Origin of the sequence: Vibrio ziniensis (genome assembly GCF_011064285.1) — a bacterium.
Lineage (GTDB): Bacteria > Pseudomonadota > Gammaproteobacteria > Enterobacterales > Vibrionaceae > Vibrio > Vibrio ziniensis.
Genome location: NZ_CP049332.1, coordinates 1,396,022 through 1,416,187, shown reverse-complemented (window position 1 = coordinate 1,416,187; position 20,166 = coordinate 1,396,022). Strand labels below are relative to the sequence as shown.

18 protein-coding genes are annotated in these 20,166 nt (G+C 44.4%); 16 read left to right on the top strand and 2 right to left on the bottom strand.

What is annotated here, in order from left to right; genetic code table 11:
* Positions 1–3 precede the first annotated feature (3 nt).
* The 4 genes from nirD to G5S32_RS21340 all read left to right on the top strand — a co-directional run bounded on the left by nirD (position 4) and on the right by G5S32_RS21340 (position 3,982).
* Positions 4–327 (top strand): nitrite reductase small subunit NirD, encoded by a 324-nt coding sequence (nirD, locus tag G5S32_RS21355; protein ID WP_165314140.1) that lies wholly within the window; start codon positions 4–6, stop codon positions 325–327.
* Between the two features lie 133 nt (positions 328–460).
* The gene (locus tag G5S32_RS21350; RefSeq protein ID WP_165314139.1) at positions 461–1,306 is read left to right on the top strand and encodes a formate/nitrite transporter family protein; all 846 of its coding nucleotides are present in this window, start codon (positions 461–463) and stop codon (positions 1,304–1,306) included.
* A 130-nt stretch (positions 1,307–1,436) separates the two neighbouring features.
* Positions 1,437–2,207 (top strand): uroporphyrinogen-III C-methyltransferase, encoded by a 771-nt coding sequence (gene cobA / locus G5S32_RS21345; protein WP_165314138.1) that lies wholly within the window; start codon positions 1,437–1,439, stop codon positions 2,205–2,207.
* A gap of 638 nt (positions 2,208–2,845) precedes the next feature.
* A complete protein-coding gene (locus tag G5S32_RS21340; protein ID WP_165314137.1) occupies positions 2,846–3,982 on the top strand; it encodes an enolase C-terminal domain-like protein in 1,137 nt (378 codons plus the stop codon).
* A 180-nt stretch (positions 3,983–4,162) separates the two neighbouring features.
* Here the strand turns inward: G5S32_RS21340 and G5S32_RS21335 are convergent, their stop codons facing one another.
* Complete coding sequence (locus G5S32_RS21335; RefSeq protein WP_165314136.1) at positions 4,163–4,855, bottom strand: FadR/GntR family transcriptional regulator; 693 nt, start codon at positions 4,853–4,855, stop codon at positions 4,163–4,165.
* A 228-nt stretch (positions 4,856–5,083) separates the two neighbouring features.
* Between G5S32_RS21335 and G5S32_RS21330 the strand changes: the two genes are divergently transcribed.
* From G5S32_RS21330 to G5S32_RS21300, 7 genes are all read left to right on the top strand, one after another.
* Complete coding sequence (locus G5S32_RS21330) at positions 5,084–6,244, top strand: mandelate racemase family protein (protein ID WP_165314135.1); 1,161 nt, start codon at positions 5,084–5,086, stop codon at positions 6,242–6,244.
* Positions 6,245–6,294: 50 nt separating this feature from the next.
* Positions 6,295–7,908, top strand: a complete 1,614-nt coding sequence (locus G5S32_RS21325; RefSeq protein WP_165314134.1) for an ABC transporter substrate-binding protein — start codon at positions 6,295–6,297, stop codon at positions 7,906–7,908.
* 60 nt (positions 7,909–7,968) lie between these two features.
* Entirely contained in the window at positions 7,969–9,003 is a 1,035-nt protein-coding gene (locus G5S32_RS21320) for an ABC transporter permease (protein ID WP_165314133.1), read from the top strand.
* The gene (locus tag G5S32_RS21315) at positions 9,003–9,944 is read left to right on the top strand and encodes an ABC transporter permease (RefSeq protein ID WP_207621646.1); all 942 of its coding nucleotides are present in this window, start codon (positions 9,003–9,005) and stop codon (positions 9,942–9,944) included. Before G5S32_RS21320 ends, G5S32_RS21315 begins: the two co-directional genes overlap by 1 nt.
* Positions 9,944–10,783 (top strand): ABC transporter ATP-binding protein, encoded by an 840-nt coding sequence (locus G5S32_RS21310; RefSeq protein ID WP_165314132.1) that lies wholly within the window; start codon positions 9,944–9,946, stop codon positions 10,781–10,783. Before G5S32_RS21315 ends, G5S32_RS21310 begins: the two co-directional genes overlap by 1 nt.
* 11 nt (positions 10,784–10,794) lie before the next feature.
* Positions 10,795–11,580 (top strand): ABC transporter ATP-binding protein, encoded by a 786-nt coding sequence (locus G5S32_RS21305; protein WP_165314131.1) that lies wholly within the window; start codon positions 10,795–10,797, stop codon positions 11,578–11,580.
* Positions 11,581–11,743: 163 nt separating this feature from the next.
* A complete protein-coding gene (locus G5S32_RS21300; RefSeq protein WP_165314130.1) occupies positions 11,744–12,190 on the top strand; it encodes a GNAT family N-acetyltransferase in 447 nt (148 codons plus the stop codon).
* A 46-nt stretch (positions 12,191–12,236) separates the two neighbouring features.
* On the opposite strand, the gene G5S32_RS21295 is transcribed toward G5S32_RS21300, so the two are convergent.
* Positions 12,237–14,048: an amidohydrolase gene (locus tag G5S32_RS21295; protein ID WP_165314129.1), complete on the bottom strand. Its 1,812-nt coding sequence runs from the start codon at positions 14,046–14,048 to the stop codon at positions 12,237–12,239.
* Positions 14,049–14,256: 208 nt separating this feature from the next.
* Between G5S32_RS21295 and G5S32_RS21290 the strand changes: the two genes are divergently transcribed.
* From G5S32_RS21290 to G5S32_RS21270, 5 genes are all read left to right on the top strand, one after another.
* Positions 14,257–15,009, top strand: coding sequence for an SDR family oxidoreductase (locus G5S32_RS21290; protein WP_165314128.1), 753 nt, complete (start codon positions 14,257–14,259; stop codon positions 15,007–15,009).
* Between the two features lie 414 nt (positions 15,010–15,423).
* Complete coding sequence (locus G5S32_RS21285; protein ID WP_165314127.1) at positions 15,424–16,983, top strand: AbgT family transporter; 1,560 nt, start codon at positions 15,424–15,426, stop codon at positions 16,981–16,983.
* A 248-nt stretch (positions 16,984–17,231) separates the two neighbouring features.
* Positions 17,232–17,804: an NADPH-dependent FMN reductase gene (locus tag G5S32_RS21280; protein ID WP_165314126.1), complete on the top strand. Its 573-nt coding sequence runs from the start codon at positions 17,232–17,234 to the stop codon at positions 17,802–17,804.
* A 494-nt stretch (positions 17,805–18,298) separates the two neighbouring features.
* Positions 18,299–18,808, top strand: coding sequence for a TRAP transporter small permease subunit (locus G5S32_RS21275; RefSeq protein WP_165314125.1), 510 nt, complete (start codon positions 18,299–18,301; stop codon positions 18,806–18,808).
* Positions 18,805–20,127, top strand: a complete 1,323-nt coding sequence (locus tag G5S32_RS21270; RefSeq protein WP_165314124.1) for a TRAP transporter large permease — start codon at positions 18,805–18,807, stop codon at positions 20,125–20,127. Before G5S32_RS21275 ends, G5S32_RS21270 begins: the two co-directional genes overlap by 4 nt.
* Positions 20,128–20,166: the final 39 nt, after the last annotated feature.

Genomic DNA, 20,166 nt, shown 5'->3' with positions numbered 1-20,166 from the left:
GATATGTCATTTGAAAAAATTTGCCAAATCAGCGACATCATTCCGGGTACTGGTGTTTGTGCTCTAGTTAACGGTGAGCAAGTTGCGGTGTTTCGTCCTACTGATGCTGAAGAAGTGTTTGCTATCAGTAATACCGACCCGTTTTACCAATCGAACGTACTGTCTCGCGGTTTGATTTGTCAGCACAAAGGTGAGCTTTGGGTAGCAAGCCCACTGAAAAAGCAGCGCTTCAACTTGGCGACAGGTGTGTGTATGGAAGATGAACGTTTTAGCGTGAAGTCTTACCAAGCAAGAGTCACTAAGGGCGAAGTTGAAATCGTAGCCTAACTGATTAATGCCCCTCTCACTGGGAGGGGCAGATTCAATAGGCAAAGGCTTTAGTCTAGAAACTGTTTGAAAGCCTTTCTCTATTTAATCTTCCGTTTTACACATTTTTATTTTTACATTTTAGGAGATCCACATGTCTGCATTAAAACCTGTAGAGTTTGTCCAAACCATGATCGACATTGGTGAGGCAAAAGTGAAAACCAGCACTCGTGACCTTATTTTACGTGGCATGATGGCAGGTGTGATTTTGTCGTTAGCGGTTGTGGTTGCGATTACAACAATTGTTCAAACAGGTTTGGGCGTTGTTGGCGCACTGGTGTTCCCTGTTGGCTTTTGTATTCTGAGCTTAATGGGTTATGACCTAGTTACTGGTGTGTTTGGTATTGCGCCACTAGCTAAATTTGAAAACCGTCCGGGTATCACTTGGGTTCGTGTGCTTCGTTGTTGGGGGCTTGTTGGTTTCGGTAACCTTGTTGGTTCACTGATCGTGGCTGGTTTGATCGCACTCTCTTTAACTATGAACTTTAGCGTAGAGCCAAATGCCGTTGGTCAAAAATTTATTGCTGTTGCAACGTCTCGTACTGTGGGTTTTGAAAACCTAGGTGCTGATGGTTGGATTACCTGTTTTGTACGCGGCATCCTATGTAACCTAATGGTGTGTCTAGGTGTCATCGGTAATATGACTGCTCGTTCTGTGGCTGGCAAAATTGCCGCAATGTGGCTTCCAATCTTCATCTTCTTCGCATTGGTATTTGAACACGCAGTAGTAAACATGTTCCTGTTCCCGCTAGGTATGATGCTAGGCGCAGATTTTGGCGTGGCAACTTGGTTGAACTTCAACCTGATCCCAACCATTCTTGGTAACATTGTGGGCGGTCTAGTATTTACTTGTATCCCTCTATACCTAACTCACGCGAAAACAGCGCCAGCGTTAAGTGCAGAAACTGAAGTAAACGCTGAAGTTGCACTAAGCAATTAATGTTTATGGGCTCCGTCATTAAAGTGATGGAGCCCTTTTAATACAGATATTTTTGGCTATAAAAAGCAGTGACTTACATAACCGATGAGTGCTTCTCTTTATATCCAAATTTGAAATAACGGGCGTTGCTATGAATTCTGATATCGCTGTGAAAAACCATGACTTGAAAGCGGGCTTTGTTTCGCTTGTTGGTGCAGGTCCGGGTGACCCAGACCTGCTGACCGTAAAAGGCTATCGCGTCATTCAACAGGCGGAAGTGGTTGTGTATGACCGTTTGGTTTCCGAGCAAATTCTCGCACTAGCGGATGCGAATGCAGAGCTTATTTACGTCGGCAAAAAGCTCGATTTTCACTGCGTACCTCAAGAGCAAATCAATCAAATTCTGGTGCAGAAAGCGCAGGAAGGTAAGCGTGTTGTGCGTTTAAAAGGCGGTGACTCGTTTATCTTTGGTCGTGGTGGTGAAGAGTTAGAAGAGCTTGCCGAATATGGCGTTGCCTATGAAGTTGTTCCGGGAATAACTGCTGCGGCTGGTGCAACCGCTTATGCAGGCATACCACTTACTCATAGAGATCATGCGCAAAGCGTTCAATTTATTACGGGACATGTGCAAAAAGATGGCCGTGAAATTGAATGGCAATCTCTGGCGCAATCAAATAACACACTCGTGTTCTACATGGGCTTAAAGCAAAGCGGTCACATCATGGATAACCTGATTGCTCATGGTTTAGACCCACAGATCTCGTGTGCAATTATTGAAAACGGCACGCGACCAGAGCAGCGTGTATTCCAAGGTAAGTTAAACGAACTGGCACTGCTCGCGGAACAAGCACAAAGCCCAGCTCTGATTGTGGTTGGCAGCGTTACTGAGTTGCACAATAAACTGGATTGGTTCAACAAATAAAGTCTTTACAAAAGAAGTTCACGCTGTTGCCATGTGACAATCGCGTGAGCTTTATTCTCAACTCGCCTTTTCGCCCGATTTAGTAAAGACATTAATCTTCATAACCTGCATCTCTTCATTCTGACTTTATCTCAAAGTGCATAAAGACCATCCAATTCTTGGCGTTCAAGACTAGTAATCAGGTGTACTCCAATTATTTCTAACGTAACTCTTCTGTGTTCTGGTGAGGGCAGAACCATCGTTTTGTAAAATCATTGTTGTAATACAAGTTGTATTTTTATGAAGAATTAAACATATGAAATAATTGTGATATATGTCATGGCTTAATGGCCTGGAAACTAAAACTATTAAAAACCTAGCAAAAATGAGATTTGGTCGTCATTTATTGCGATTTTTATCTGGTAAATTTGTTTCATTATTTTAATGTAACATGTATGACAAGTTGTTTTGTTGAGTGGCTTTGACTGAGCGAAAAGGGTTTTTCTTTACTTCAGTTAAATCTCATCAGACAAAGCGGGTTTTCATATCTATGGGACAGAGCAAGCGACGCTGAAATGGTAAGCGAATAAGACGCAGCCTTGTAAAAGCGACGAAATATTCAATATTTAGTGTGATAACAATAACTGATGAGGTAGCTCATGTTTCGCTACAATTTCGACGAAAAGTTGTGCTTCAGTAAGGCGATATATTACGAATTTGATCCGATCTCCTTACCACGAATATTCCAAGATGGCACAGGTGGTCTAGGAAAATATGCTCCAGAGCGAGGCTGTATCGAACTATATGATACAGAAGGCTTTGTGGCTCATTATCTTGCGATTGATAAAACCTTCATCAATACCATTCTTCCCCTTATTCTAACTGGTGAAACACGCACTTTTAACGAATGGCGTGAGTTTTTGTATTGGAAGGTTAGGAACCATGGTTGCCAAAGTGAAAAGGCGGTGTGTCTTGGGAAAATGGATACGCTAATGTTGGATCTTCTCGCGCAGCGTAAAAACATGCCATTACATCGCTTCTTAGGAGCAACCAAAGATTGGGCGAACGCTTATAAAGGTGGCGGCTCAATACTATTGGAAGATTCTGAACTGGTAGACGACATGCAACGCTATGTCGACGAAGGCTATAAAACTGTAAAGTTCAAAGTCGGCAGCGATGATATGGAACGAGATTTACGCCGTATCGATAAAGTTCGCACGGCTGTTGGGCCGGATATTGAGCTTGCAGTGGATGCCAACCAGAAATGGGATGTGGCGACGGCTGCGAAATTTGCTGAGCTTACCGAATCTTTCAATCTTGCATGGCTTGAAGAGCCGATTCACGCCAATGACATGAATGGTATTCGTGAGCTAAAAGAGAGGGGCTTTAAGGTTCCAATCGCCTTTGGTGAATCTATGCGTATCAGCTATGAGTTTGAAATCTACGCTGAGAAGGGTGTTGATGTGTTACAGCCTTCGGTTGGTCGCATGACTCGAATTGATGATCTGATTGCGATTCGCGATCTTGCTCGTGAGAAAGGTCTGCGATTTATGTCTGGTGGTCGAGTTTATCTGTGTGCTCTATTTGGCACCTTGTTTAACGAAGATGAACTGATTGAATTCCACGAACCTATTAGTAAACCGGTCTGTGAATACGCTTTGAATATTCCACAAGAGCGAAATGGGCGTTTCTATCTACCGACAGATATGCCAGGAAACCCACAGCGACTCAATCTGGATAAATTGGAAAGAGAAGGGCTACTGAAATCAAAGCAGTACTTCTACGCTAATAAGTAACAAGCCAAGAAGTCATATTTGTTTTGGCAGCCTCTCCACGATAAAAAAGCTTGTCTTGAGAAAGATAAGCTTTTGTTGTTTTAGGTATTTAGAAGATTAGCGTGCTTGCTTTGGCAACCGCTTCTTTGAGAGCGCGAGTATCGATGAGGAAACTCGCGCAAAATGAGCGTTAAATGATACTTAGTGGTTGATCCTAGCCGTTAAACGTTCACGTGTGCCTGATAGATGCAGTCTCATTGCGGCGCGCGCAGCATCTGGGTCGCCTTTCTCAATCGCATGGCAGATTTGTTCGTGTTCTTTAAATGCCAATACTTTACGCGCAACCGGGGCAATAGAGGTATTTTTCTTATGAGTTGCTAAAGTATTGTCTATGTACTTGAGCAGCCCAAGAAAGTGTGGGTTTCTGGATGCCATCGCAATTGCATAGTGGAAGTTTCGGTCGGCCTGAAGCGGCTCTTTATCTTCACTGATCAAGTTTTCCATCTCTTTGATGGCATCTTTAATTCTTTCAATGTCTTTTTCTGTACGGTTTTTAGCGGCCATCAAAGCAGTTTCAGCTTCAATAGCGATACGAAGGTCAAGAATGTAGCCAAGTTCATCTGCGGTCGATGCACCTGAGTGTTTCAACTGAAAGAGATCTTGAGAAGGCTTACTTAGGACAAACGCACCTTTACCTTGTTTGGTTTCAATAAGGTTGCTGGCGCGTAGATTCGCAATCGCTTCACGAATAACGGTACGGCTTACCCCAAACAATTCAATCAGTTCATGCTCTGTTGGAAGCTTGTCGCCCGCTTGGTATTTCCCATTATCAATGTCGTTGATAATTTCCTGTACAACTTGAGTTGATAATCGTCCGCTACGTTGTACTACCATTTGAATTTCTCCTTCATATTTGCTTGCTAAAGTTGTAATACAAGTTGGTATTTTATGTCAATTTAATACTCCAATAAAATTGTGATACATATCATGAGTATTTATTTTGAGTAGTAAATAAACTGTAAGCCTAGTTATTTTTAGATTCAGTCGTCATTTATTTGGTTTTTCATTTGCTAAATTGTATCCATGGATTAGATGGAATATGTATTACAAGTTGGAGTGTGTATGATCATTAGTATGGTGAAAGTAAATGTTTTTCAGTATTTAGCAAAACGCTCTGCTGATACTGCTGGTCACTCTCATCCCAATCCTGCAGGCTCGCAAGCAAGTTTAGCGATGCTGACGATTGAAACGGAAGATGGCCATAAGGGGCATGCTTTTGGACCTGTTGAAGTGATCCGCGCACATGTTGTACATGCATTTTTCAAAAAAGTATTAATAGGTAAACACGCTTTTGACCGCGAATTGATTTGGCAAGAGCTAGAGCACTGGCAACGTGGCAGTGCAGGGCAGCTAACAGACAGAGCTCTGGCCGTGGTTGATCAAGCGTTATGGGATCTAGCTGGACGAGCATTGAATACTCCAGTTTACCGTTTGATTGGAGGCTACCGTGACAAAGTGCCTGCATATGGCAGCACTATGTGTGGAGATGAACTTGAAGGTGGGTTAGCAACACCGGAAGATTACGCTCGTTTTGCAGAGCAACTCGTTAATAAAGGGTACAAAGGCATTAAGTTACATACTTGGATGCCTCCAGTTTCATTTGCACCAAGTGTGATCATGGACATTAAAGCTTGTGAGGCGGTCCGTGAAGCCGTTGGACCACACATCGCACTGATGCTTGATGGATTTCATTGGTATAGCCGCACAGAGGCATACACCATAGGTAAAGCGTTGCAGCGTCTTGATTTTGCATGGTTTGAAGAGCCAATGAACGAGCAAAGTACGGCTTCTTATGCATGGTTGAAGAGTAAGCTGGATATCCCAGTTCTTGGCCCTGAGTCTGCATCAGGCAAGCATCATACCCGTGCAGAATGGGTACTTTCACAAAGCTGCGACATTTTACGCGCAGGTGTTCCGGGTGTCGGTGGAATCAGTCCGACCTTAAAAACTGCCCATTTGGCGGAAGCATTTGGCATGAACTGCGAAGTGCATGGTAACGGCGCAGCGAACCTTGCCGTTTGTGCAGCGATTAAAAACTGTCAGTGGTATGAACGAGGCTTGTTGCACCCGTTCTTAAACTACGACGAAGTTCCTGATTATTTAAACAGCCTGCCTGATCCTATGGATGAGGAGGGATTTGTACATCTATCCCAAGAACCCGGTTTAGGTGAAGACATTAACTTTGCTTACATCGAAGAAAATACAACGAACGAATTCCAATAAAACCAAACGTTCAAAATTAAAAAACTAATCCATAACGTGGAGAAACAAGAATGCGAAACAAAAAAACTCTCGCAGTATTGATTGCAGGTGCTCTGTTTGCTGCTTCACCTTTGATGAGTACTGCTGAGGCTGCTACGCCGAAAGACCAGCTCATCATAGGTATGAGTATGAACAACATGCTGACCTTCGATCCTGCTGCGCTGACGGGTAACGATGCAATGGACGTTGTTTCTAACACCTACGAAGCATTGGTTGAGTTAGATCCTGTTGAAAAATCCAAACTGCTGCCTGCGTTAGCAGAGAGCTGGACTTACAGTGATGACGGTAAAAAAATCACCTTCAAGCTACGTAAAGGTGTGAAGTTCCAGTCTGGCAACGATTTCACAGCTAAAGATGTGGCTTGGTCATGGGCGCGTACGGTTAAGTTAAATTTGGCTCAGGCTTCTTACTGGAAAACCTACGGTTTTAAAGCGGACAACATTGATTCATTGGTTAACGTGGTTGATGACTACACCATTGAGCTGAATACCCCTGAACGTCTTGATCCAAAATTGGTGATGTATACGTTAGCGAGTTCAGCTGGCGCACTTATTATCGACAGTGAGCTTGCGAAGAAACACATCGTAAATGATGACTATGCTCGTGACTGGCTTAACTCCCACAGTGCAGGTTCAGGCCCATATGATATCGCTCAGTGGCGTGTAAATGATGTGATCATCATGAACCGTAACAGCAGCTATTGGCGCGGTGAACCTAAGATGCGCCGTGTGATGTTCCGCCATATGACCGAATCTCAAAGTTTGCGCTTAATGGTGAAACAAGGCGATATCGATATTGCGAAAGGTTTATCGGTAGCTGACGTTAACGCTCTTAAAAGCGAAAACGAAGTGAAAGTCGAAGAAGTGCAAAAGGGTAACGTTTATTACCTAGCAATGAGCATGAAAGATCAGCACTTTAAAGACAAAAATATACGTGATGCTGTTCGTCATTTGATTGATTATAAAGGTATTAACGACACCATCATGCCTAGCTATGGTGTTTACCATCAGCGTCCAATTCAATTGGGTTTACCTGCAACGCTTGCAGAGCCTGGCTACAAACTTGACGTAGATATGGCGAAGAATTTGTTGAATGAAGCCGGTTATAAAGATGGTTTCAAAACTACCATTCGCGTTCTTGCTGAACCACCATTCCTACAAATCGCAACGGCGGTACAAGCAACGCTTGCTGAAGCGGGTATCGAAGCTGAACTGTTAACTGGTACCGGTAACCAAGTTTATGGCGCAATGCGTGAACGTCAATTCGAGATGATTGTTGGCCGTGGCGGCGGCGGTGCTGAGCCTCATCCGCATGCGAACTTGCGTTCACTGGCGTACAACCCAGATAACCGTGACGAAGCAAAACTCACCAACTTCCAAGGTTGGAGAACTTCTTTCCATAGCGAAGAGATGAACAATCTTATCGAACAAGCCGCAGGCGAAATGGATGAACAGAAGCAAATTGAGCTTTACCAAAAAGCACAGAATCTCTATGCAGATTTGGTAGCACCGATTCAGCCTATTTCACAAGTTGTAGAGTCAGTGGTGGTACGTTCTGATCTTCGTGATTATGTTCCTCATCCTTCTTATACGACTCATCTTCGAGATGTGTACAAAGCACGTTAATCATGATGAAACACTGGCTGCCAATCAGTGCAGCCAGTGTAAAGCGTAAAGGATTTAATTATGGTAAATGCTATACCCTTGCGGATGGATAATCTTGCAGCAATCGGCAGAAAGCTCGTAACTATTGCTATTACTTTGCTCGGATTACTCACACTTACCTTTTTAATTGGTCGTGTTATGCCGGTTGACCCTGTGTTGTCAATTGTTGGCCCTGATGCAGACCATGAAACTTACATGCAGGTATACAAACAGTTAGGTTTGGACTTGCCACTTTGGAAACAATATTTAATTTACGTTAACGACCTACTGCATGGTGACCTTGGTCGTGCTGCAATGACAGGTCAGCCGGTAAGCGAAGAGATTGCTCGCGTATTACCTGCAACTGTCGAACTCGGCACATTCGCCATCATCATTGGTACTGGTTGTGGTATTCCGCTTGGTGTTTATGCAGCATCACAACGTGGTCGCTTAGGTGATTACATTGTGCGTGTAATGAGTTTGACCGGTTATTCCGTGCCTATTTTCTGGTTCGGTATGATGGGCTTGTTGATTTTCTACGCATGGCTCGGTTGGGTTGGTGGCGCAGGTCGTGTTGACCTTTACTTTGATGGTTTAGTTGAACCAAAAACAGGTTTGCTACTGGTCGACTCAGCAATGGCTGGTGAGTGGGAAGTGTTTCGCAGTGCGTTATCGCACCTAATCTTACCTGCTTGTATTCTGGGCATGCACTCCATGGCTTATATCAGCCGTATGACGCGTAGCTTTATGCTGGCGCAACTTTCTCAGGAATACATCATTACTGCTCGTGTTAAAGGTCTTTCTGCTCGTGCTGTTCTTTGGGGACACGCGTTCATGAACATTCGTGTTCAGTTACTGACTATCGTCGCTTTGGCATACGGCACCATGTTGGAAGGTGCGGTACTGATTGAAACAGTATTTGCGTGGCCGGGATTTGGTCAATACCTCACACACAGCCTACTACGTGGTGACATGAATGCTGTAATGGGCTGTGTTCTGATTGTCGGCATGATTTTCATCACGCTGAACTTGATTGCAGATGCTCTTTATAAAGTGTTTGACCCGAGGACCCGATAATGAGTGAGACAACTGTGGTTTCTACAAATAAAATGGCTTCGACAACAGAAAAGACTTCAACAGCGAAAGCAGCCGCTGCACCGAATTCTCGTTATCACGCGTCGCTAGAAAATGCGAAGCGCACAGCGAGAAGAATACTGGCAAACCCGCTTACCATGGGTGGTATTGTCGTGGTGTGTTGTTTGATGCTGATTGCGATTTTTGCCCCTTGGCTCAGTCACTACGACCCAACGGTTCAGGACTTAACCAACGCGATGAAAGCACCTAGTGGTGCGCACTGGTTTGGTACTGATGAATATGGTCGTGACATCTACAGCCGAATCATTTGGGGTTCACGCGTTACCTTATACGTGGTGTTCTTAGTAACTGTCATCATCGGTCCTGTTGGGCTGGCGGTCGGGGTAATTTCTGGTTACTTCGGTGGTATTGTTGACACCATTTTCATGCGCATAACCGATATCTTTATTTCATTCCCAAGCCTTGTATTGGCGCTCGCTTTCGTGGCGGCTTTAGGTCCGGGTCTAGACCATGCGATTATCGCTATTGCCTTAACAGCTTGGCCGCCGATTGCTCGTCTAGCTCGCGCAGAAACAATGACATTGCGTAACGCTGATTACATCATGGCAGTGAGACTGACGGGCGCATCAACGCCAAGAATCATCATTCGCCACATTGTTCCTATGTGTTTGTCTTCAGTGATTATCCGTCTGACATTCAACATGGCGGGCATCATCTTAACGGCTGCGGGTTTAGGCTTCTTGGGGCTTGGTGCTCAACCACCAATTCCAGAGTGGGGTGCAATGATCTCTTCTGGACGCCGTTACATGCTTGAATGCTGGTGGATGGTTGCCTTCCCAGGTATGGCAATCATGATGGTTTCGCTAGCGTTTAACTTATTAGGTGATGGTCTGCGCGACGCACTGGATCCTCGAGGTGAATAATGAATAATCCATTAATTGAAGTTGAAAACTTGCGTATCCAGTTCAAAAACGACGGCAAACTGACTGATGCAGTTCGCAACGTGAGCTTTACATTAGGGAAAGAAAAACTGGGTATTGTGGGCGAATCGGGTTCTGGTAAATCTACGGTGGGTCGCTCACTGCTAAAGCTTCATCCACGCAGTGCATCTGTTACAGCCGATACCATGCGTTTTAAAGATTTGGACTTGTTGACGGCAACAGAAGCCCAAATGCAGAAGGTTCGTGGCAATCGCATCTCGATGATTTTGCAAGACCCTAAATACTCGTTAAACCCAGTGGTGACAGTGGGTAAGCAGATTTCCGAAGCGTTTTTGGTGCACACCAAAGTATCCAAAGCTGAAGCGAAGGAGCGTACTTTAGCTATGCTAAATGCGGTAAAAATCCGCGACCCGAAACGCGTTTATGATCTTTACCCACACGAGATTTCAGGTGGTATGGGACAGCGCATCATGATCGCTATGATGATGATTCCAGAGCCGGAAATCATTATTGCTGACGAACCCACCTCCGCGCTTGATGTATCAGTGCGATTACAAGTTCTTGCGGTATTAGATGATTTGGTTCAGGAGCGTGGCTTGGGACTTATCTTTATTAGTCATGACTTAAACTTAGTGCGCAGCTTCTGCGACCGAGTATTAGTGATGTATGCGGGACGAGTGGTAGAAAGCATTGCTGCGAAAGATCTCGATAATGCTAAACATCCTTACACACAAGGGTTGCTGGCATCATTGCCGAGTTTAGATAACCGCCGTGATGTGTTGCCTGTTCTGCAACGTTCACCAGCATGGCTAGAAGCATAAGGAGTTAAGTTATGTCGATGATAGAAGTGCATGATTTGAACCTCAGCTTTGGTGAAAGAGAAGCAGCAACTCAGGTTCTAAAAAACATCAATTTAGCAGTAGAAGAAAATGAATCGTTTGGGCTCGTGGGCGAATCGGGCTCGGGTAAAACCACGATATTGAAATGCTTGGCAGGGATATTTAATCACTGGACTGGGCATCTGGAAATCGACGGTTTTACGCTAGAGAAGAAGCTGCAAAAAGCACGTTGCCGAAACATTCAGATGGTGTTCCAAGATCCGTATGGTTCTTTGCACCCGTTACACACGGTGGAATCTACCTTGAAAGAGCCACTTACCATTCATGGTATGGATCGTAAGGATGAGCGTATCAATGAGATTTTACTTAAAGTGGGCCTGAATGCAGACTTTCGTTATCGCTATCCGCACCAGTTGTCCGGTGGGCAACGTCAACGTGTTGCGATTGCGAGGGCATTGATTCTAGAGCCTAAGATTCTGCTGCTGGATGAACCAACATCTGCGCTTGATGTGTCTGTTCAGGCAGAGATTTTGAACCTTCTTGCCCAGCTTCGAGTGTCCGAAAATCTGACCTATTTGTTAGTAAGCCATGATTTGGCTGTGGTTGCGCACCTTTGCAGTAAAATTGCCGTGATGCAAAACGGTGAAATACTTGAAACGCTGCAAAGTGGTGACTTGGTCATGACACCAGAAAACCACCCTTACACAAAAATGCTGGTGGAAGCGAGCCATCAGTATTCTCGCGATATGGCGAGCGCTGCTGCGTTGGTTACTGACTAACCAAGGATTTAATAAAAGTAGTTGATAAGTGAAAGTGAACTTTGCCCGCAGCTAAAACTGTGGGCTTTTTTTTGCAAGCGGAAAAGCCGCTCGTTGCTAGGTGTTCTCTTAGATGTCATTCTGTATTTGCTCGCGGTATGGATTACAAAGGATACGAAAAGAGATGAGTTTTGAGCATAAAAGAGTAGATCCTACTCATGCAGATTTTGTGGCGTTAGTTACTGAGCTAAATGCTTCTCTTGTTAGTGTCACTAATGACTCAGGTGAAAGCTCTTTTTCAGCCGAAGAGTTCGACATTCAATCAGACGGTTGCGTCGTTGTTTATGCTGAACAGATACCTGTTGCCTGTGGAGTTTTTCGTAGACAGATTGAGGGCGTTTGCGAGATCAAACGGATGTATTCAAAACGCTCTGGCGCCGGGAGTTATCTGCTAAGCACGTTGGAGGCTTATGCTACCGTTAAAGGTTATCGCAAAGCTGTGCTTTCCACGCGGCGTGTCAACGTAAAAGCGGTGGAGTTTTATCAACGAAATTCGTATGTTGAGTCAGAACCGTATGGCAAATACGTTGGAGTAGACAGGTCAATTTGTATGAGCAAAACACTGCAGTAGCTAGCGCAGATAGGGGGGGGCCTATCTGCACTAGAAGTACTAGGTGTTAATGCGAGTGGTGGAGCATGCCTGCTGAGATCATTGCAGTGGTTGCAATGGCTTGGCAGCGAGCGGAATCAATACAACCACCCATTTCTTTACTGGCTGTTGACTGCTCATCACGTTTATAAACGGTTTGACCTTCTTTAACGGTTTCCAGTATCTCAATATCGGCCAATGTTTCGGGGGCGACTTTAAGTGGGTTGGCCGAAAGAATGGCGAAGTCAGCTAGCTTTCCTACTTCTAAAGAGCCTTTATTCTTCTCTTCTTTGTATTGAGTGGCTGCCCACAATGTTTGTGCTTTTAGCCCATCAATCGCTGATACCTTCTGTTTTGGTCCTAATACTCTTCCTGTTCTGCTGATACGATTCACTGTCGCTGAGTAAACACGCATGGAGTTTGGTAAGGCTACTGGTGAGTCGTGATGTGAGGTATAAATCATCCCTAAGTCGCGAGCCCAACCGGTCGGCGATATGTTTTGTGCGCGCTCACCACCTAGAACCGAATCCATGTGCCAGTCTCCCCAGTAGAAGGTGTGCATTGGAAAGAATGATGGGAACACCCCCAAGCGTTTGAATGTTTCAACTTGGTCTTTGCGGGCGGTTTGAGCATGTATAGCAACAAAACCACGGTCTGGTATGCCATGTTTTTTCTCACTAGCTTCAATACCTTTTAGCAACTGGTCAATAGCAGCATCACCATTGACATGCGTTAAGAGCTGCCAACCTTTGGTTTGTGCTAACTCTATATACTCAGCGGCTTTTTCATCGGTCATGCTCGGATAACCTTTGTAGCCTTCTTTTTGCCCAACAGGTGGAACTAAATAAGGCTTGGTGAGCCACGCTGTTTTACCCTGAGGAGAGCCATCGAGATTGAGTTTAGCGCCAGCAACTCGGAAGCCGTTATTGTATTGGCTTGAATAGTAAGGCGGTTTAATAAAATCCTGCGCAACCTGAATGTCTGCATAAGCGGCGACATCAATGGGTAACTTACTTTGTTGTGCAAGGTTATACATGGTCTGCACTGATGATCCCGTCGCTCGTCCTTCCTGTGCAGTGGTGTAACCAAAACTAGAGTAGAGCTTCATACCTGCTCTAAAAATCGCTTCATTTTCTTTTTCATTGAGTTTTGAAAATAGCGGTATGAGAACGCCAAAGAATGCCGTTTCTTCTAATACGCCATTGGGCATTTTACCATCTTTCTCGCGGCGGATATTTCCGCCTTCTGGATTTTTGCTCTCAGCAGTGAAACCTGCGAGCTGTAACGCTTTGCTGTTGAGAGTCGCTAAGTGCCCAGACTGATGAATCACCAACACAGGAATGTCTTGAGAAACCACGCCCAACTCCTGACGAGTAGGGTGGCGCTGCTCAGCTAATTGAGAATCGTCATAGCCGAAACCAAGGATAATTCCGTGACGGCTGTTTTCAGGCTTATTCATCCAAGATTTAAGCGCTGCCTGTAATGAAGCAATATCTTTCACATTACCATCTGGAGCTGCTAACAAATTGGCTGATAACGCTTGAATACCAGTATTAAACACATGTCCATGACCATCGATGAAGCCGGGAATCAGTGTCTTACCATTCAGATTTATCACTTTGGTGTTGCTGTCACGCAGCTTCATGACGTCTGATTCTTTACCAACGGCGAGAATTCGCCCGTTCTTTTCAGCCAACGCTTCAGCGGTTGGTGCTGTGTCATTTACGGTAACAATATCACCACCAATATAGATGGTTTGAGCATAAGGTTTTGTCGGACTAGTGGCCTGAGCGACAGAGCTGATGCCCAGGCAAGCGACAGCAAAAGGCAGAAACTTCATTAGGTTACTCCTAGCAATAGTGACGTATTTCAATTAATCAGTTGTAAGACAGTATAGATATGGAATTGGTATGTAGAGTGCGCGTTATTCCATTTGTTGCATTTAAGTGGAGTTCGAAAGCAAAAAGTTTGAGCTGCTCCCTAATTAAGTTACTGTACTGTAAGATAACTATTCATAACTAGAGAACGCCAGACAACAAGGAAGCCGTATGAATTCACGAAAAGTTGCGATTATCACTGGTGGTGGGCGAGGTATTGGTGCAGAGACAGCAAAGCTCTTTTCTCGCCAAGGCTATGCGGTGTGTATCAACTACAAATCAAATGCCGAAGCGGCGGCAAGTGTTGTAGAAGAGATTGTGGCGTTAGGTGGTCAATGTATTGCGGTACAGGCTGATGTCTCTCAGGAGGCAGATGTAATGCGACTATTTGAAACTGTCGATAAGCAGTTGGGTTCTATCACTGTACTTGTTAACAATGCTGGGATTTTGAAAAAGCAGATGCGTCTGGATGAGATGAGCGCTGCGAGAATCAATACTATCCTCAGTAACAATGTCACCAGTTATTTTCTCTGTTGCAGAGAAGCCGTAAAACGCATGTCTACCCGTCATGGTGGGCAAGGTGGCGTTATTGTAAACGTCTCATCAACCGCTTCCCGTTCTGGCTCTCCAAATGAATACATTGATTACGCTGCATCGAAAGGCGCTATTGATACGATGACGAAAGGTTTGTCTCTTGAGGTAGCAGCAGAGGGCATTCGTGTTAACTGCGTCCGTCCCGGATTAATCCATACTGACATGCATGCTGATGGTGGTGAGCCCGAACGTATTGAAAGATTGAGATCAAGAATTCCGCTGCAACGTGGTGGTTTACCCGAAGAAGTCGCTGAAGCCATCTACTGGTTAGCTTCAGATAAGTCTTCATTTTCTACTGGCAATTTTTTGGATCTTGCCGGTGGTTTGTAAGTGTTTAAGTGTTTAAGTGTTTCCTACAGGCAATTTGGATTGAATTTGCCGATAGGTTCGAGATGTTTGGTTTTAATGTAGAGAGATAGCAAATGTTAACAGCGTCATAAAATCAGATAGATAACCGTTATCGATTTAGCTGAGAGATATTCGTTTAGTCATGGTTATTTTTTAAGTTATATGGCGAGCTGTTGCATATCAGTTTTGCAGTTGTTTTAACTTTCGATCCGCTTTTGTGTGTTGTTTGTTGCACATTATTTATGTTTCATCGAAATATGTATCTAAGTATTTCTATATTTATAGTGTCTTGTGCTTTTGTATGGCTGATTTAATAGAATCAAACGTTGAAAAATGGGCTGAAATAATAATTTTTAGAAAGCCTTTGGAACCAACATCTTTGATTATGGAGTTACGATGAGTAACCAAGCATTAAATCAAGCGACATCACCGAAGCCGAGCGGTATGGATCGTTTTCTTAATTTCATTGAACGGGCAGGTAACAAAATCCCTGATCCGGCCATTCTTTTCTTCTGGGCACTCGTTATTACTTGGGTAGCATCTGCACTGTTATCAAACGTTTCGTTTGATCTTGTAAACCCAAGAACTGGCGAAGCGCTGGTCATTAAAAATTTGCTAACTGGTGAGTCACTAGCGAACTTTCTTGCGAGCATGGTGACAACGTTCACTGGCTTTGCACCGCTAGGCATCGTGTTGGTTGCGATGTTAGGTGTGGGTGTGGCTGATTCTTCAGGCTTCATCACTACTGGTCTGAAGAAGATGTTGAACTTCACGCCAGCGAAGCTATTAACGCCAATGTTGATTCTGGTGGCGATTGTGTCACACACCGCAGCTGATGCGGGTTACGTACTGGTTATTCCTCTTGGTGGTATTATTTTCCACGCAGCGGGTCGCCATCCTTTAGCCGGTATTACAGCGGCATTTGCTGGTGTTTCTGGTGGTTTCTCTGCGAACTTTATCCCTTCTGGTATCGATCCATTGTTAGCAGGCTTCACTCAGACAGCGGCTCAGGTTCTTGACCCAGAATACGTAGTTAACCCTCTGGCGAACATCATTTTTACTGGTCTTTCTTCTGTTGTTGTTATTGCTATTGGTTGGTACGTAACTGAGAAAATCATCGAGCCACGTTTGGCAAACACGCCAATTGATGAAGATGCAGAAAAAGCGCCGGATCTTGCGTCTTTCACTGAGCTAGAATCAAAAGCTTTCCGTTACGCAGGTTGGGCAATGGTTGCTGGTATCGCGCTTCTTGTTGCTGCGCTAATGCCTGAAGACTCAGCACTACGCTCTCCAGATGGTCAGATTACTGCGTTTTCAGCGCCAATCATGAAGTCGATTGTTCCGTTGATCTTCATCCTGTTCATCATTCCAGGTTATGTCTACGGGCGAGTTTCTGGCACATTTAAAACCAGTAATGACATCATCAAAGCGATGGCAACTACCATGTCTACCATGGGTGCATACATCGTAATGTCGTTCTTCTGTGCTCAGTTCCTATCGGTTTTCGCACAATCAAACATCGGTACTATGCTAGCGTTGTACGGTGCTGAAGGTTTGAAAGCAATGAACCTTCCGGGCGAAGCAACAATCGTGGGCATGATCCTGCTAACTGCCTCAGTTAACCTAATCATCGGTTCTGCGTCTGCCAAATGGGCATTGATTGGTCCAATCCTAGTGCCAATGCTGATGGCGGTGGGCATCTCACCTGAGCTTTCTCAAGCGGCTTACCGTGTTGGTGATTCGGTATCTAACATTATTTCGCCTCTGATGGTGTTCTTCCCACTGGTAGTGGTTTACTGCCAACGTTACGTGAAGTCTACTGGTATCGGTACTCTGGCTTCTCTGATGATGCCATTCTCTATCGCGATGCTGATTGGTTGGACTGTGTTCTTACTTGCTTACTGGGCGGTAGGTATTCCACTAGGTATCCAAGCACCCTACGAATACGTAATGTAATTCCATTAAGTAATCAAAAGCCTGCCAATTTTCGAGCAGGCTTTTTTGTGTCTTTTCGACGATAGATATGTCAGAAAACCAACCAATTATCTTCCTTCGCTTTGTTTAAACTCGCTAAGTCCAGAGTGTCCATAATCAAAGTGTGCTTAATATGTGAACTACACTGTAGAAGACATAAAGACAGTGGTCACATGCTTCTCACCACGCACTTCCATGCTAAGCAGAAAGCAAAGTAGGAGATTAATGGTATGGCAAAGTACAAAGTCGGCTACTTCGTAGGTAGCTTGTCCTCCAATTCTATCAATAGGTTATTAGCAAAAGCACTGGCACGCCTTGCACCACCAGAACTCGAACTAATTGAAATTCCGATTAAAGATCTACCCTTGTATAGCCCAGACTATGATGCGGATTTTCCAGCCGTTGCTCTGGAATTCAAAAAAGCCATAGCCGCAATGGACGGTGTGTTGTTTGTTACGCCGGAATACAACCGTTCAATTCCCGGCGGTTTAAAGAATGCTATTGACTGGGCAAGTCGTCCTTGGGGACAGAATTCCTTCACTGGTATACCATCAGCCGTTATTGGTACTTCACCAGGTTCAATCGGCACTGCTGTTGCTCAGCAAAGCTTACGGGGTGTGCTTTGTTTCTGTAATTCGCCGCTGATGAATACGGTCGAAGCGTACATTCAGTTTAAACCGGGTCTCATCACTGAAGATGGTAAGGTGACTGACGAAGGTACCGAGAAGTTCTTAATCAATTACATGTCTGAATTGCACGCGTTTATCGTGCGTGTTCTCACTGTATTGCCTCGTTCGAAATAGATTCGAATTAGTTGATTGTAACGGATTTGGCACCGGCCTTATGACGTCGGTGCCAGCTCATTTTAAATGACTTATAACAATGGGCACGTTCTACTGTGGATTGCCAATAGCAAAATCGTTTTTAGACATCAATATAATCTGCGCCATAGTGGTTAATGTTTAACCTAATTTAGTGCAATTACCTTTGATTTACTGAAAGAATTTGTTGGCTATCTCTTGTGTCAAATATTTAAAGCAATATTTTTGTTATCAATATTACCCATCTAAATCATATGGTTATGTTGTGTGGTGTTTCACTTTTCATATTCTAAGTCATTAAGTTGTATAAAAAATACAAATTGGCGTGTCTTTTGCCTAGTTCACCAAATAAGTGCTCATACTGACTGTTTATAGAACATTAATTACAAAAACAGCAGATTCATCAGTCTTCAAATTGATATGGATAAAGTGAATTATCTGCACTTTTTTTAAGGGATTGGTAATAAGGAAATTTCATGCCCGGATTTGTTGTTGCCTACGTGAAATACGTCGACGCGTTTAATCGCTGCGTTGGTCGTATCATGACGTATGGCATATTTGTCATGGTGGGGATCCTGCTTTGGTCTTCTATCTCTAAAACCTTCTTTATGCCGTCATTGTGGACGCTTGAGTCTGCCCAATTCATGATGGTTGCTTACTACATTTTAGGTGGTGCATACGCTATCCAACTCAACGCGAACGTTCGAATGGACTTATTTTACGGTGAATGGTCCGTCAAAACGCGCGCATGGGTTGACGCTTTCACCGTATTCTTTTTGCTTTTTTATCTTGCTGTACTTCTTTATGGCGGATTGGAGAGCACACTTTATTCGCTTGAATATGCTCAGCGTACTCGTACTGCTTGGCGACCACTGCTGTGGCCGATAAAGGCGCTGATGTGCGCTGGTATTTTCATGATGATCCTACAGTCTATTTCACAATTTATTAAAGATATCGCGACGATAAGAGGAGTGGAGCTCAAATGAGTTACGGCATGATCGCAACAATGATGTTCTCGTTGATGATGTTGCTTATGGCAACGGGTCAACGTGTATTTGCTGCAATAGGTGCTGTTGCTTCCATTGCTGCTATTCTCTTATGGGGAAACGGAGGGGTCGAAATCCCTTTTACCGCAGCTGTAAAGCTGATGAACTGGTACCCAATGCTTACACTGCCCATGTTTATTTTCATGGGCTATATTCTGTCTGAATCGAAAATTGCTGACGATTTATACAAGATGTTCCATGTTTGGATGGGGCCTATGCCCGGAGGCCTAGCGATAGGTACTATTGGCCTTATGGTGCTGGTCTCAGCCATGAACGGTTTGTCCGTTGCGGGTATGGCAATCGGTGCAACCATTGCGTTACCTGAGCTTCTAAAGCGTAAATACGACAAGAAAATGGTCACAGGCGTTGTTCAGGCGGGCTCTTCTTTGGGAATACTTGTTCCCCCATCAGTGGTGTTGGTTCTGTATGCGATGATTGCGCGTCAACCTGTTGGTCAGCTTTGGCTTGCGGGTGTAATACCTGGTTTAGTCATGGCGGTATTGTTTATTCTCTATGTGGCTATTCGCTGTCGCATTAACCCCAGTCTTGGTCCTGTTCTTAGTGCAGAAGAGCGCAATGTTCCGATGTCTGAAAAACTTCGTTTGCTCGGTGCAGGTATCCTGCCGCTAGGCATTTTCGCAGTGATGATGGTTCCTTTCGTAAATGGCTGGACAAGCCTTGTGGAAAGTTCAGCTATTGGTGCAATGGCTGCGTTTCTTGCGGCAATTCTTAAAAGACGTATGACGCGCGTTGTGTTCGAGAACTCTGTGCGTAGCACGTTAGCTATATCCTGTATGTTCATGTGGATCATTCTTGCAGCCTTGGGCTTTGGCGCGGTGTTTGATGGCTTAGGAGCGGTGAAATCCATCGAAACTTTGTTTACGGAACAGCTAGGTTTAAGCCCATGGACAATCCTTATCCTGATGCAGCTTTCATTCTTGGTGATGGGAACCTTTCTTGATGATACGGCGATGCTGGTTATCGTGGCTCCGTTGTATGTCCCTTTAGTGCACGCGTTGGGATTTGACCTCATTTGGTATGGAGTGCTCTACACGGTCACCTCTCAGATTGCCTATATTACGCCACCGTTTGGTTACAACCTGTTCCTGATGCGTGCTATGGCACCACCTGGTATTACGTTGCGGGATATATACAGCTCCATAGGACCATTTGTTGCCATCATGGTGCTTTCACTGATTCTAATTATGATTTTTCCACAAATGGCGTTGTGGTTGCCTGATTACGTTTACGGAAAATAAGCAATAACTCGATTTTTTTAGAAATAAAAATACCAGTCG

Bases quoted from the DNA above. Each gene is read 5' to 3' on its own strand.
- G5S32_RS21330 (WP_165314135.1), top strand. From the start codon at position 5,084: ATGATCATTAGTATGGTGAAAGTAAATGTTTTTCAGTATTTAGCAAAA.
- G5S32_RS21285 (WP_165314127.1), top strand. From the start codon at position 15,424: ATGAGTAACCAAGCATTAAATCAAGCGACATCACCGAAGCCGAGCGGT.
- G5S32_RS21275 (WP_165314125.1), top strand. From the start codon at position 18,299: ATGCCCGGATTTGTTGTTGCCTACGTGAAATACGTCGACGCGTTTAAT.
- G5S32_RS21350 (WP_165314139.1), top strand. From the start codon at position 461: ATGTCTGCATTAAAACCTGTAGAGTTTGTCCAAACCATGATCGACATT.
- G5S32_RS21280 (WP_165314126.1), top strand. From the start codon at position 17,232: ATGGCAAAGTACAAAGTCGGCTACTTCGTAGGTAGCTTGTCCTCCAAT.
- cobA (WP_165314138.1), top strand. From the start codon at position 1,437: ATGAATTCTGATATCGCTGTGAAAAACCATGACTTGAAAGCGGGCTTT.
- nirD (WP_165314140.1), top strand. From the start codon at position 4: ATGTCATTTGAAAAAATTTGCCAAATCAGCGACATCATTCCGGGTACT.
- G5S32_RS21335 (WP_165314136.1), bottom strand. From the start codon at position 4,855: ATGGTAGTACAACGTAGCGGACGATTATCAACTCAAGTTGTACAGGAA.
- G5S32_RS21270 (WP_165314124.1), top strand. From the start codon at position 18,805: ATGAGTTACGGCATGATCGCAACAATGATGTTCTCGTTGATGATGTTG.
- G5S32_RS21315 (WP_207621646.1), top strand. From the start codon at position 9,003: ATGAGTGAGACAACTGTGGTTTCTACAAATAAAATGGCTTCGACAACA.
- G5S32_RS21325 (WP_165314134.1), top strand. From the start codon at position 6,295: ATGCGAAACAAAAAAACTCTCGCAGTATTGATTGCAGGTGCTCTGTTT.
- G5S32_RS21340 (WP_165314137.1), top strand. From the start codon at position 2,846: ATGTTTCGCTACAATTTCGACGAAAAGTTGTGCTTCAGTAAGGCGATA.
- G5S32_RS21305 (WP_165314131.1), top strand. From the start codon at position 10,795: ATGTCGATGATAGAAGTGCATGATTTGAACCTCAGCTTTGGTGAAAGA.
- G5S32_RS21310 (WP_165314132.1), top strand. From the start codon at position 9,944: ATGAATAATCCATTAATTGAAGTTGAAAACTTGCGTATCCAGTTCAAA.
- G5S32_RS21300 (WP_165314130.1), top strand. From the start codon at position 11,744: ATGAGTTTTGAGCATAAAAGAGTAGATCCTACTCATGCAGATTTTGTG.
- G5S32_RS21290 (WP_165314128.1), top strand. From the start codon at position 14,257: ATGAATTCACGAAAAGTTGCGATTATCACTGGTGGTGGGCGAGGTATT.
- G5S32_RS21320 (WP_165314133.1), top strand. From the start codon at position 7,969: ATGGTAAATGCTATACCCTTGCGGATGGATAATCTTGCAGCAATCGGC.
- G5S32_RS21295 (WP_165314129.1), bottom strand. From the start codon at position 14,048: ATGAAGTTTCTGCCTTTTGCTGTCGCTTGCCTGGGCATCAGCTCTGTC.